The sequence below is a fragment of the Pandoraea pulmonicola genome, assembly GCF_000815105.2.
In the GTDB taxonomy this organism is placed as follows: domain Bacteria; phylum Pseudomonadota; class Gammaproteobacteria; order Burkholderiales; family Burkholderiaceae; genus Pandoraea; species Pandoraea pulmonicola.
The window spans coordinates 3823465-3837268 of sequence record NZ_CP010310.2; the positions used below are offsets into that span (position 1 = coordinate 3823465).

At 63.9% G+C, this 13804-nt stretch carries 11 protein-coding genes; 7 read left to right on the forward strand and 4 right to left on the reverse strand.

Annotated features, from left to right (window positions below; all coding sequences use genetic code 11):
• Positions 1-111 precede the first annotated feature (111 nt).
• A complete protein-coding gene (locus RO07_RS16300) occupies positions 112-1347 on the reverse strand; it encodes a YeeE/YedE family protein (protein ID WP_039412416.1) in 1236 nt (411 codons plus the stop codon).
• A 355-nt stretch (positions 1348-1702) separates the two neighbouring features.
• Between RO07_RS16300 and RO07_RS16305 the strand changes: the two genes are divergently transcribed.
• From RO07_RS16305 to RO07_RS16325, 5 genes are all read left to right on the forward strand, one after another.
• A complete protein-coding gene (locus tag RO07_RS16305; RefSeq protein ID WP_157118213.1) occupies positions 1703-2074 on the forward strand; it encodes a hypothetical protein in 372 nt (123 codons plus the stop codon).
• 130 nt (positions 2075-2204) lie between these two features.
• A complete protein-coding gene (locus tag RO07_RS16310) occupies positions 2205-3176 on the forward strand; it encodes a homoserine kinase (RefSeq protein ID WP_039412419.1) in 972 nt (323 codons plus the stop codon).
• Positions 3177-3207: 31 nt separating this feature from the next.
• Positions 3208-4017, forward strand: coding sequence for a BPSS1780 family membrane protein (locus RO07_RS16315; RefSeq protein ID WP_039412422.1), 810 nt, complete (start codon positions 3208-3210; stop codon positions 4015-4017).
• Positions 4018-4111: 94 nt separating this feature from the next.
• A complete protein-coding gene (locus RO07_RS16320; RefSeq protein ID WP_052267387.1) occupies positions 4112-4801 on the forward strand; it encodes an NUDIX hydrolase in 690 nt (229 codons plus the stop codon).
• Between the two features lie 51 nt (positions 4802-4852).
• Positions 4853-6265 carry a DHA2 family efflux MFS transporter permease subunit gene (locus tag RO07_RS16325; protein ID WP_039412425.1) on the forward strand — a complete coding sequence of 471 codons (1413 nt, stop codon included), beginning with the start codon at positions 4853-4855 and terminating at the stop codon, positions 6263-6265.
• 97 nt (positions 6266-6362) lie between these two features.
• Here the strand turns inward: RO07_RS16325 and RO07_RS16330 are convergent, their stop codons facing one another.
• Complete coding sequence (locus tag RO07_RS16330) at positions 6363-8681, reverse strand: UvrD-helicase domain-containing protein (protein ID WP_039412428.1); 2319 nt, start codon at positions 8679-8681, stop codon at positions 6363-6365.
• 111 nt (positions 8682-8792) lie between these two features.
• Between RO07_RS16330 and RO07_RS16335 the strand changes: the two genes are divergently transcribed.
• Positions 8793-11654: a valine--tRNA ligase gene (locus RO07_RS16335; protein ID WP_039412429.1), complete on the forward strand. Its 2862-nt coding sequence runs from the start codon at positions 8793-8795 to the stop codon at positions 11652-11654.
• Positions 11655-11684: 30 nt separating this feature from the next.
• Entirely contained in the window at positions 11685-12578 is an 894-nt protein-coding gene (gene galU, locus RO07_RS16340) for a UTP--glucose-1-phosphate uridylyltransferase GalU (RefSeq protein WP_039412431.1), read from the forward strand.
• Between the two features lie 97 nt (positions 12579-12675).
• Here galU and RO07_RS16345 read toward each other — a convergent pair whose 3' ends face one another.
• Positions 12676-12903 (reverse strand): sulfurtransferase TusA family protein, encoded by a 228-nt coding sequence (locus tag RO07_RS16345; protein ID WP_039415800.1) that lies wholly within the window; start codon positions 12901-12903, stop codon positions 12676-12678.
• Between the two features lie 139 nt (positions 12904-13042).
• Positions 13043-13573: an NUDIX domain-containing protein gene (locus RO07_RS16350; RefSeq protein WP_039412433.1), complete on the reverse strand. Its 531-nt coding sequence runs from the start codon at positions 13571-13573 to the stop codon at positions 13043-13045.
• Positions 13574-13804: the final 231 nt, after the last annotated feature.

A 13804-nucleotide genomic window follows, 5' to 3' on the forward strand; every position in this document is an offset into this window, starting at 1 on the left:
GGCATGAAAGAACGGCGCCGCGTGTCATGCACGGGCGCCGTTTTTCTTTGGCAACGTTGGCAACCTCGGCTGACGGCGTCGCGTCTGCCGGGTGCCCGCGGAATCGCAAAATCAGCAGGCCGTTTCGCGCGGCGTGGTTTCCACTTCCAGACCGAAGAACGGACGCAGGCGCGTACCGAACACGTTGCCGAAGAACGCGGCGACGAGCCACAGCCAGCCGTGCAGGCTGCCCGACACGATGCCGCTGAAATACGCGCCGATGTTGCAGCCATAGGCCAGGCGCGCACCGTAGCCGAGCAACAACCCGCCCACGACGGCGGCGAGCAGCGAGCGCACGGGAATCCTCCACACCGGCGCGAACCTGCCTGCGATCGAGGCGGCCGCCAGTGCACCGAGAACGATGCCGATGTCCATGACGGTAGTGACGTCCTGCGCGACCGGTGCGTTGAGCACCTTCGCCTGCTTGACCCAGTACGGCCACGAGGCCACGTCGACGCCCATCGCCATGAACGCCTTCGCGCCCCACAGCGCAAACGCCGACGTGACGCCCCAGGGGCGACCCGCCAGGGCGAGCGTGGCGTAATTGAGCAGCACCAGCGCCAGCGCGCCCCACAGCAGCGGCCACGGACCACGCAAGAGTGCGGGCGCGCCCTTGGCGCTGCGCGTCATCGGCACGCCGACGACACGACCGTGGCGACGCTTCTCCGCCCACAGCGTGAAAACGCCGATCGCGGCGAACAGGGCGAGGTTGGCGATGAGTGCCGGCCACAGGCCCCAGGCATTGACCAGCGAGACAGGCTTGATATGCGGCAGCGATTCCCACCACGGCAGATGCGCCGTCGCCACCACCGAGCCGACAATGAACGCCGCGAGCGTGACGACCATGCGCGTGCTGCCACCGCCCACGGTGTAGAGCGTGCCCGAGGCACAGCCACCGCCGAGCTGCATGCCGACGCCGAACATGAAGGCGCCGAAGGCGACCGACACGCCGACCGGCGACACGAGCCCAACGACCTTGTTGCCGAAGAGCGTGCCGTCGGCCAGCGCCGGGAAGAACAGCAGCACGCCGAGCGCGAGCATCACCATCTGCGCGCGCAATCCCGCGCCGCGACGATCGGCGATGAATACGCGCCAGGCCGAAGTGAAGCCGAACGCTGCGTGATAGAGCGCCACGCCGAGCAGCGCGCCCACGCCGGCGAGCGCGGCTTGTTTGGGGCCGACCGTGGCGTTCAGATAAACGATACCGAGCGCGATCAGGACCAGCGCGACCGTCAGCGGCCGGGCGTTGTAGGAGGATGGCGAGGGCGGCGCCGTTTTGACGGCGGCCGAAGCGGCGGAAGACGACATGACTTGCGGACTCCAGAATGCAGATGGGCGGCACACGGCCACCCATCAGAATAACGTCGCAGAATGCCAGATTGAGTGGCCATCGGGAACGACTGTTTCGTGATTCGTTTATTACTCAAGGAAATATAGCGCCACCCCAGCGTGGGTCTCCTTGCGCACAAGGCTCAATGAAAACAGCGCCGGAAAACGTTGCTTGCCAGACGGACGGTCGCTGTCCTGCGAGTATCCACGGCGTCTTCAGCGCGATTTCACAATGCGAAGCGATGCACGTTTGGTAGAATGAACATATTGGAACCCACCGCGCCGGTCCGGCTTGCGCCACACGCCGCGGATGCGTTCCCGCCCTCGGAGAATAATGATGAAAACGCGCCTTTCCCGTGTCCTGCCCCTGTTCGCTGGTGCCGGCCTGCTGCTCGCTGGCCAAGCCTTTGCCCAGGATGGCAAGGAAACCGCCGCGCAAGCCGCCAAACGCGAGGCCGATGCCCGCGCCGCGGCGTCGAGCACCTCGTCGGTCGACGTCAATCAGGAACGCAAGCCGAGCTATTACGTCAACGACCAGGGCACGACAGTCACCGAATACCGCGATCGCGGCAAACCAACGGAAATCGACGTGCACTCGCGCTTCGGCACCAACTACCAACTGACCACGCCGCCCGACAACGCGCCGCGCGCCCGTGACAACACGTCGCAAAACGATCGTCTGCCGTCCGTCGGCCTGAAGTTCTGAGGTCTCTGGTACCCTGATCGCTTCGATCGTCGTGCGCCGCCCGCGGCGCGCCAGCATTCTGTCCATCTCGAACAGCGGCCCGTCGCACGCGCGCGGGCCGTTTGTCTGAGCTTCATCCACCAACGCACGCATGGCTGTTTTCACTTCCGTCTCGCCCGAGCAGCTCCAGGAATGGCTGCAACGCTATGATTTGGGGAACGTTCTCGATTTCCGCGGCATCAGTTCCGGCATCGAGAACACCAACTATTTCCTGACGACCGAGCGCGGCGAGTTCGTGCTGACGCTGTTCGAAAAGCTGACGGCCACCCAGTTGCCGTTCTATCTGCAATTGATGGGCCATCTGGCGCATCACAGCGTGCCGGTGCCGGACCCGATTCCCGACCGGACGGGCGAGATTCTGGGCGAGTTGAACGGCAAGCCCGCGACCATCGTCACCAAGCTGGCGGGTCGCGCCGAGCTGGCCCCCACGCCGGAACATTGCACGCACGTGGGCGCCATGCTGGCGCGCATGCATCTGGCCGGACGCGACTTCGCGCTCGAACAGGCCAACCTGCGCAGCCTGCCGTGGTGGCGCGAGGCGGCGCCTGCCGTGCACGCCTTCCTGAGCGATGCGGAGCGCACCTTGCTCGAGAGCGAAATGGCGCATCAGGAAGCGTTCTTCGCGTCGGCGGACTACCGGGCGATGCAGGCCGGCCCCTGCCATTGCGATCTGTTCCGCGACAACGTGCTATTCGATACGGCGCCGGACGGTTCACCGCGCCTGGGCGGATTCTTCGATTTCTACTTCGCCGGCTGCGACAAGTGGCTGTTCGATCTGGCCGTGACGGTCAACGACTGGTGTTGCGACCTGTCGACGGGCGTGCTGGACGAGGCGCGCGTGCATGCCATGCTGCGCGCCTACGAGACGGTGCGCCCGCTCACGGACATCGAGGCGTCGCACTGGCGCGACATGCTGCGTGCGGGTGCGCTGCGCTTCTGGCTCTCGCGCCTGTATGATTTTCACTTGCCACGCGCGGCCGAGATGCTCAAGCCGCACGACCCTGGCCATTTCGAACGAATTCTGCGCCAGCGCATCGAAGCCGTTTCCATTCCCTGGCTGTAACCCGACGCTCCATCGGAGTCATTCGAATCCTATGCAATTGCTTGAAGTCCCGCCGAAGAGTGGTTATGTGTGGCTGCGCCAGGGCATCTGGCTGTTCCGCAAGAACCCGCTCGCCATTCTGACGCTGCTCTTCGCCTATCTGTTCGGCGTGATGGTGCTCTCGATCCTGCCGGTCGTAGGCGCTTTCCTGCCGCTGCTGTTCATCCCCGGCCTGTCCGTGGGCTTCATGGCCGCATGCCGCGACATCATCAAGAACAAGCAGGTGCTGCCGCCCGTGCTGCTCGACGGTTTTCGCGGTCACGGCAAAGAGGTTTCGCGCCGGCTGCTCGTGCTGGGCGGTTACTACATCCTGGCGATGGTCGCCGTATTCCTGTTCTCGGCGCTGTTCGATGGCGGCGACCTGCTCGGCAAGATGCTCTTCGGCGGGCGCATCACCGAAGAGTCGATCGTGAACGGCTCGATAGGTCAGGCGCTGCTCGCCGCGGGCGTGGCCTACGTGCCGGTCGCCATGATGTTCTGGTTTGCGCCGGTACTGGTCGCATGGCACGACGTCTCGCCGGTCAAGGCCCTCTTCTTCAGTTGGACGGCCTGCGTGCGCAACCTGCGCGCGTTCGTCGTCTACGGACTGTGCACCGCCATCGTGGCGACGGTGCTGCCGTTCATCGTGGCATTGGCAATGGCCGCAATGGGCGCCTATCAGTACGCCATGCTCGTCCTCATGCCATACTCGATCCTGTTCACGGCCGTACTGTATTGCTCGTTCTATGCGAGCTATCGCGGCTGTTTCGGCGTGCAGGAAATCGGCGCCATCGACCCGAACGTCGCGCCGCCGGAAGCGTAAGCTTGCGTCGTCGGCGGACAAATCCGGTCCGATAGACGCTGGTTGCGAGTCACCGCATGATGGCACTTCCGCTGTATTCACGCAGAGCGATGATATGGAGACCGAGAGAAGTGTCCTGGATGCCGGTGGCGAGCCCGCCAGACTGCTGACGAGCGCCGGGACGCGGCAGCCCATTGTGGAAGCCATTATCCGAGGCGTCGAGCGCTGCCGGATTCCGGGTTCCATGGACTGGTCTGCGGCCAGAGCCTCGCTCGATAGCGACGATGCCCCGTGGAAACTGTCCGCCGTACTGATCGCCCTCGTGGCGCAACAGGAGCCCACAGTACTCCTGACCACACGCTCGTCCGGCTTGCGCGAGTACGCTTCACAGGTGAGCTTTCCCGGCGGGCGTCCGATGGACGAGGATCACGACGTCGGGACCACGGCATTACGGGAAGCCTTCGAAGAAATCTGCCTTCAACCCGATGCGGTTCGGATTGTCGGGTGCCTGCCCATTCATAAAACCCGAAAGCGCAACCACGCCATCGTGCCGGTGGTCGGCCTTGTGTCGGCGACAGCCGCATGGGAGGCCGCTCCCGCCGAAGTCGAAGAGGTCTTTGAATTTCCGTTGGCAACCCTGCACAAGCCGGAGCTGGCGAAGCAATATGTCGACGGCGAGCGGACCGGCTCCTGGTATTGGGCGGAGCAGAAATACGACATCTGGGGCGTCACGGCCGTCATATTGAAGTCGCTCTCGGGACTGGTGCACGGTCTGGACATCAGCGAGAATCTGAGCCGGAAATAGCATTGCCCCGGCATCGATCGTCGAATCTCCCCCTCCCCCACAAGGCGCTCCATGCAGACTGCCGCCAAGACCGGTGAAGCCGGTGAAGAAGGATTCGAAGTTCCCCGACGCTATTTCGCGGCCCTTGCCATTCTGCTCGGCGTCCTCATGTCCTCGCTGGACAGTTCCATCGTCAACATCGCATTGCCCACGATTTCCTCCGATCTCGGGGTGAGTGCGGCGTCCGTCATCTGGGTGGCAAACGGCTATCAAGTCGCCAGCGCCGCCACCATGCTGACCTGCGCATCCCTCGGATCGAGAATCGGCGAACGGCGGTTTTACGTCATCGGGCTCGTGCTGTTCACGATTTCGTCGCTGGGTTGCGGACTTGCCACCAGTTTCATGATGCTGGTCGTGATGCGCGTTATCCAGGGCATCAGTTACGCCGTGCTGATCAGCGTCGGCTATGGCCTGTACCGGGCGATCTTCCCGCCGGCATCGCTGGGGACCATCTTCGGCATCAACGCGCTGACGTTCGCCGTCGGCACCGCCCTTGGCCCGGCCTTGGGTGGGCTGATCGTTTCCTACGCCTCTTGGCCGTGGCTCTTCTACATCAATCTGCCGCTGGGGGTGGCAGCGATCGTCTTCTCGCTCATCTCGCTCGGCAAAGACACGCACAAGGAGCGAGGCTTCGACTTCCTGGGGGCGTTCACGTCGGCGGCCGCATTCGGCCTGTTTGCGCTTGCCGTCGATCAGATCGGACGATGGGACAACCGCACCGTGCTCATGCTCGCTGCCGTGTCGGCATTTCTGCTGTATGCGTTTATCGCTGGCCAGACGCGCGCGAGAAACCCGTTGCTGCCGCTGGATATTTTCCAGTCGCGCCGGTACACGTTTGCGGTACTCACTTCCGTGACGCTGTTCGTCTCGCAGGGCATGGCGTTGGTCGCGTTGCCATTCGTGTTGCAGCACACGTACGCTTACAGTGTTCTGGAGTCGGCATTCATCTTCACGCCGTGGCCGATCACGGTCGCCATTTGCGCGCCCTTTGCCGGTCGGCTGACCAATCGCCTCAATGCGACACAGGTCTCGAGCCTTGGCGTCCTGATTTTCTGTCTGGGACTCGGCTCTCTGGTTTTTCTGCCGGATCAGCCACGGGTCGCGGATTTCCTGTGGCGGGTCGCCGTGTGCGGCATGGGTTACGGGTTCTTTCTCCCGCCAAACAACAAGGAGATGTTCGCCAACGCGGCGAAGCACCGGACATCCAGCGCGTCCGGCGTACTGTCGACGGCCAGAACCACAGGGCAGTCGATCGGCGCGGCACTGGTTGCCGTGGTCATTGCCCTGGCCGGCGGCGTGAGCGACAGTCCGGAACAGTACTTTTCCGAATACGTCTTCGCCCTGGCCTGCGCGATATCCGCTCTTTCGTTCTTCGCGAGCATGGCCCGCGTATACCGGCAGAGAAGTCAGGAGGCGACTTCATAGCACCATTCGGCGGTATGGCAGTGTGGCGGGGCGATTCCGGTTATCGCCCGGCTGCGCGCCGTGCCGTGCCGACGCAGCGCGCGGCACGGCACAAACCCTACTCGATCGGCTGCAGTTTCGCCGCGGCCAGGGCCAACCACTTTTCGCCGTGGCGGCCGAACCGCACGTGCGCCCGGGCCTCGTCGCCCGCACCCTCCAGTCCGATGATCTTGCCTTCGCCGAACTTGGTGTGGAAAACGCCCTGTCCGAGCTTGAAGCCCGTTTGCGTCGAACGCGACCGATCGGCCAGCGCCTGTTCCGACTTCGTGGCCGCCCATTCGTCCTGCTTCGGCGCGCTCTGCGGGCGCGCGAACCAATCGCGATTCCACGCCGGCTCGCCCTGCCCCAGACGGGCACCCGGCTGCGCACGCGGCGTCAGGAACTTCAGCACTTCCTCGGGAATTTCGTCGAAGAAGCGCGAGCGCACGTTGTAACGCGTCTGGCCATGCAGCATGCGGGTCTGCGTGAACGACAGGTACAACCGTTCCTTGGCGCGCGTGATCGCGACATACATCAGGCGCCGTTCCTCTTCCAGACCGTCGAGTTCCATCGCACTGTTTTCGTGCGGGAAAAGCCCCTCTTCCAGCCCGGTGACGAACACCGCCGTGAATTCCAGCCCCTTGGCCGCATGGACGGTCATCAGTTGCACGGCGTCCTGCCCCGCTTCGGCCTGGTTGTCCCCCGCTTCGAGCGACGCGTGCGAGAGGAAGCCCGCGAGCGGCGTCATCTCCACCGGCGTATCGGCATCGACCACACCATCAGGCGACGCGAGCACGTCCGGGGCGCCCGGCAGCGCTGGACGCACGGCAATCAGACGCGCCGGAGCATCCAGCCCATACCCTTCCTCGGCGATGAACGCCGTGGCCGCGTGCACGAGCTCCTGCAAGTTCTCGATCCGATCCTGGCCTTCCTTCTCGGTCTGGTAGTGGGCGATCAGCCCGCTCGCCTCGATCACGTGCGTGACGACCTCCGGCAGCGTGAGCCGCCCGGTGTCATGGCGCATCTGCTCCACCAGCCGCACGAACGCCGTCAGGTTGGTCCCGGCCTTGCCTGTCATGTAAGGCACGGCGGCGTACATCGAGCAGTTGTACAGGCGCGCCGCGTCGGCCAGTTGCTCCAGCGACCGGGCGCCGATGCCGCGCGCGGGGAAGTTCACCACGCGCGCGAACGCCGTATCGTCGTTGGGATTCTCGATGAGTCGCAGGTAAGCCAGCGCATGCTTGACTTCCTGACGCTCGAAAAAGCGCAGCCCGCCGTACACGCGATACGCGATGCCCGCGCCAACGAGCGCATGTTCCATCACGCGCGACTGGGCGTTGCTGCGATAAAGAATGGCGATGTCCTGGCGTGACAGCCCCTGGGCGACGAGCGCCTTGATTTCCTCGACGAGCCAGCTCGCTTCCTGCAGGTCGGTGGCCGCCTCGTAGACGCGAATAGGCTCGCCATGGCCCGCATCGGTACGCAGATTCTTGCCCAGACGCCGCGCGTTATTCGAGATGAGTGCGTTGGCGGCATCGAGAATATTGCCGTGCGAGCGGTAGTTCTGCTCTAGCTTGATCAGATGACGAACGCGAAATTCGCGCTCGAAGTCGGCCATATTGCCGACGTTGGCACCACGAAACGCGTAGATGCTCTGATCGTCGTCGCCCACGGCGAACACGGCGCCGTCCGATCCGGCGAGCATCTTGAGCCAGGCGTACTGCAGCTTGTTCGTGTCCTGGAACTCGTCGACGAGGATATGGCGAAAGCGCGCCTGATAGTGCACGCGCAGCGGCTCGTTGTGCTTGAGCAGCTCGAAGCAGCGCAGCAGCAGTTCGGCGAAATCCACCACGCCTTCGCGCTGACACTGCTCCTGATAGGCCGTATAGAGCTCGACGAACTTCTGGTTGAAGGCGTCGTTGGCCTCGACCTCGTGCGGGCGCAGGCCTTGCTCCTTGGCGTTGTTGACGAAATATTGCAGGTTCTTGGGCGGATACTTCTCGTCGTCGACGTTCGCCGCCTTCATCATCCGCTTGATGGCGGAGAGCTGATCGGCCTGATCCAGGATCTGGAAGCTCTGCGGCAGCCCGGCGTCGCGGAAATGCGCACGCAGCATGCGGTTGCACAGGCCGTGGAAGGTGCCGATCCACATCGCGCGCGTACTGATCGGCAGCATGGCGCCCAGGCGCGCCTGCATTTCCTTGGCCGCCTTGTTGGTGAAGGTGACCGCCAGGATCCCCGCCGGGCCGACGAGGCCCTGCTGGATGAGCCAGGCGATGCGGGTGGTCAGCACGCGCGTTTTACCGGAACCTGCCCCCGCGAGGATCAGGGCCGGCTCGTCCGGGAGGGTCACGGCGGCCAGTTGTTCGGGGTTCAGATTGGCGAGCAGATCGGGCATGTCGGGAAGGAATTTCGAGTGAAGCCCGATTATAAATCCTGCTGCGGCGCGGAAATGGCGCCGAATCTTTTATAATTCAGGGTTTCACGCATTACACGGTCCATCCAATCCATGAGCGACAGCGACAATACGCTTGCCAAGAGCTTCGAGCCGCAGGACGTCGAAGCCCACTGGGGCCCCGAATGGGAGCGCCGCGGCTATGCCCGCCCGACTTTCGTCGACGCCCGCGAAGATTTCAGCATCCAGTTGCCGCCGCCGAACGTCACCGGCACGCTGCACATGGGCCACGCGTTCAACCAGACGATCATGGACGGCCTCACGCGCTACCACCGCATGAAGGGCGCGAACACCCTCTGGGTGCCGGGGACCGACCACGCGGGTATCGCCACGCAGATCGTCGTGGAGCGTCAGCTCGACGCCCAGAAGGTTTCGCGCCACGATCTCGGCCGCGAGAAGTTCGTCGAACGCGTCTGGGAATGGAAGGAACAGTCGGGCAGCACGATCACGCGCCAGGTTCGCCGCCTGGGGGCCTCCATCGACTGGAGCCGCGAGTACTTCACCATGGACGAGAAGATGTCGCGCGCCGTGCGCGACGTGTTCGTCACGCTCCATGAGCAGGGGCTGATCTATCGCGGCAAGCGCCTCGTGAACTGGGAATCGACCTTGCTCACGGCCGTGTCCGACCTGGAAGTGGTGAGCGAGGAAGAAGACGGCTCGCTGTGGCACATCCGCTACCCGCTCGCCGACGGCACGGGCTCGCTCACGGTCGCGACCACGCGTCCGGAGACGATGCTGGGCGACGTCGCGCTGATGGTCCATCCGGAAGACGAGCGCTACAGGCACCTGATCGGCAAGATGGCCAAGCTGCCGCTGTCCGATCGCGAAATTCCGATCATCGCCGACGATTACGTCGATCTCGAATTCGGCACGGGCGTGGTGAAGGTCACGCCGGCGCACGACTTCAACGACTACGCCGTCGGCCAGCGCCACAACCTGCCGCAGATCAACATCCTCACGCTCGACGCGAAGATCAACGAAAACGCCCCGGAAAAATACCGCGGCATGGATCGTTTCGACGCGCGCAAGCAGATCGTGGCCGACCTCGACGCCGAGGGCCTGCTCGAATCGGTCAAGCCGCACAAGCTGATGGTGCCGCGCAGCGACCGCACCGGCACGGTCATCGAGCCGATGCTCACCGACCAGTGGTTCGTGGCCATGAGCAAGCCCGCACCGGAAGGCACGTTCCATCCGGGCAAGTCGATCACCGAGACCGCGCTCGACGTGGTGCGCAGCGGTGAAATCAGGTTCGTTCCGGAAAACTGGACCACGACCTACAACCAGTGGCTCGAGAACATCCAGGACTGGTGCATCTCCCGTCAACTGTGGTGGGGCCACCAGATTCCGGCGTGGTACGACGAAAACGGCAACGTGTACGTCGCGCGCACGGAAGAGGAAGCCGCCGAGAAGGCGCGCGCCGCCGGCTACACCGGCGCCCTCAAGCGCGACGAAGACGTGCTCGACACGTGGTTCTCGTCGGCGCTGGTGCCGTTCTCGTCGCTCGGCTGGCCGCAGGAGACGCCGGAACTGAAGCACTTCCTGCCCTCGTCGGTGCTCGTGACGGGCTTCGACATCATCTTCTTCTGGGTGGCGCGCATGGTCATGATGACCACGCACTTCACCGGCAAGGTACCGTTCAAGACCGTGTACGTGCACGGCCTGGTGCGCGATGCCGAAGGCCAGAAGATGTCCAAGTCGAAGGGCAACACGCTCGATCCGATCGACATCGTCGATGGCGTGGCGCTCGAGGCGCTCGTCGCCAAGCGCACCACCGGCCTGATGAATCCGAAGCAGGCGGCCAGCATCGAGAAGAAGACGCGCAAGGAATTCCCGGACGGCATCGCGCCGTTCGGCACCGATGCGCTGCGCTTCACGTTCGCCTCGATGGCCACGCTCGGGCGCAACATCAACTTCGATCTGGCGCGTTGCGAAGGCTATCGCAACTTCTGCAACAAGCTGTGGAACGCCACGCGCTTCGTGCTGATGAACTGCGAAGGCCACGACTGCGGCATGGCGCCGTGCGTGGGCGACTGCGGCCCCGACGGTCAGCTCGACTTCTCGCGCGCCGACCGCTGGATCGTGTCGCTGCTCCAGCGCGTGGAAGCCGACGTCGAGAAGGGTTTCGCCGACTACCGCTTCGACAACATCGCCAGCGCCATCTACAAGTTCGTGTGGGACGAGTACTGCGACTGGTACGTGGAGCTGGCCAAATGGCAGCTCCAGAACGGCACGCCGGCGCAGCAACGCGCCACGCGCCGCACGCTGCTGCGCGTGCTCGAGACGGTGCTGCGTCTGGCGCACCCGATCATCCCGTTCATCACCGAGGCGCTGTGGCAGAAAGTGGCGCCGCTCGCCGGCCGCTACCCGGCCGATAAGGCCGCGGGCGAAGCCAGCATCATGGTGCAGCCGTATCCGGTGGCCGATGCCGGCAAGATCGACGAGAGCGACGAAGCGTGGATGCAGCAACTCAAGGCCGCCGTGGACGCGTGCCGCAACCTGCGCGGCGAGATGAACCTGTCGCCGGCGCAGCGCGTGCCGCTGCTGGTCGCGGGCGACGTTGATTTCCTCAAGTCGATTGCGCCGTATCTGCAGACGCTTGCGAAACTCTCCGACGTGCAGGTGCTCGCCGACGAAGCCGCGCTCGACGCCCAGGCTGCCGGCGCACCGCTTGCCGTGGTGGGCGCCAACAAGCTGGCGCTGAAGGTGGAAATCGACGTCGCGGCCGAGCGCGAGCGCCTCGGCAAGGAAGTCAAACGCCTCGAAGGCGAGATCGCCAAGTGCCACGGCAAGCTGTCCAACGAAAGCTTCGTGGCGCGCGCCCCTGCCAATGTCGTGGAACTTGAGAAGCAACGACTGGTCGATTTTGAGGCGGTCCTCGGCAAATTGCAGGCACAGCTCGCCCGCCTGCCAGCCTGAGACGCTCTCAAATCAAAGAGGGAGAAACCAATGAAAACCGCTGTGACCAAAGCCGTGTTCCCCGTGGCGGGCCTCGGCACCCGATTCCTCCCGGCGACCAAGGCCAGCCCGAAAGAGATGCTGCCCGTCGTCGACAAACCGCTGATTCAGTATGCGGTGGAGGAAGCTGCGGCCGCCGGCATCACCGAGATGATCTTCGTGACCGGGCGCAACAAGCGCGCGATCGAAGACCATTTCGACACCGCTTTCGAGCTCGAAGCAGAACTCGAAGCGAAGAACAAACAGGCACTGCTCGACGTGGTGCACTCGATCAAACCGTCGCACATCGACTGCTTCTACGTGCGTCAGCCGAAGGCGCTGGGTCTGGGCCACGCGGTGCTGTGCGCCGAGAAGCTCGTGGGCGACGAGCCGTTCGCGGTCATCCTCGCCGACGACTTGCTCGACGGCGACCCGCCCGTGCTCAAGCAGATGGTCGATCTGTACAACCAGTATCACAACTCGATCATCGGCGTGGAAGAGATCCCCATCGAGCAAAGCCGCTCTTACGGGATCGTCGCGGGCAACGAGTGGGGCGAGACGGACATCGTCAAGCTGACAAACATCGTCGAGAAGCCGGCGCCGGAGCACGCACCGTCGAACCTGGGCGTGGTCGGCCGCTATGTGCTGCGCCCGCGCATTTTCGACTGCATCCGCGAAATCGATCCGGGTTCGGGTGGCGAGATCCAGCTCACCGACGCCATCCAGAAGCTCATGCAGGATGAAGTCGTGCTGGCCTATCGCTACAAGGGCAAGCGCTTCGACTGTGGCAGCAAGCTGGGGTATCTGAAGGCGACGGTGGAATTCGCGCTGCGTCACCCGGAACTCAAGGACGCCTTCCGCGATTACCTGCGCGAAACGCACGAAACGCACGGCGATCTGGCGTAAGCCATCTCGCCCGACCCATGAAAAAGCCGACGGCAAGTCCGTCGGCTTTTTTTCGCCTGTCCGCCGCGCCTGCGCGCGGCGCGCGATGCCTCGCGGCTTAGCGGCGACGCATCAGAAAATGGAAGGTCTTGCCGTCTTCGCGCGATTCGAGCAATTCGTTGCCCGTCTGCTTGGCGAAGGCGCTGAAGTCGCGAGCCGAACCAGGATCGGTCGCGATGATGTGCAGTACTTCGCCGCTCTGCATCTCGGCCAACGCCTTCTTCGCGCGCAGGATCGGCAGCGGGCAGTTCAGGCCGCTCGCGTCGACTTCTTTCTGGAATTCCATGCTCATGTCCCTCTTCCGTCTCTGGTTTGTCTCGTCCGTCTCGTTCGGATCGCGTGCCGGGCTCGCCCTGCGAACCGCGATTCTACCGTAGTCTCGCGTCGGCCATCCCTTATTGCCTCACGATCCCGGCGCGCCGCCGTCAACCTGCAATCGACAGCCGCGCCGACTCCACGTACTCGATCGGCAGATTGCGCCGCCGCAGCCATTCGGCCACGGCGTGTCCGGTGCCGGCGCGCCATGGACGCACACGCTCCGGCGCCACGAGACGGAATTCGGCGAGCTCTTCCGAGAGCTGGATGTCGCCGTCGCACACCGCGTGGTAGGCGATGATCAGTTCGTTCTTGCGCATGAACTCGTAGACGCCCAGCAGCGAGATCGCATCCACGTCGAGATTGGTTTCTTCCTTGATTTCACGCCGGACACCGTCCTCAGGCGTCTCGTCGCGCTCCAGGAAACCCGTGATGAGCGCGAACATGCCCTCGGTCCAGGCGGCGTTGCGGGCCAGCAGAATCTGGCCGCGATATTCCACGAGACCGGCGACCACGGGCAGCGGGTTATCCCAATGGACGAAGCCGCAGACGGGATCCGGACAGGCACGGCGCACACGTCCGGCCACCTCGCGCGAATCGAGTTGCGAGGCACAGCAGGGACAGAAAATAAGTTCGTTCATGATCGTTCTTCGGCGAATTCGAACATCTTAAATGAACTCATGACGCGCTGCACATTCCATCGAATACGGGACGCCATTGGGCGGGCCTCACGCCAACACAGGCATATAATCGGCCATTGTCTCGCCACCCTCGTCCCCGCCACGTGTCCGATACGCCCAACGCCACGCCTGCATCCGACGCATCCGATTCAGCCGGTTGGCCGAACTCGGCCAACGATTCCGGCACGTCCA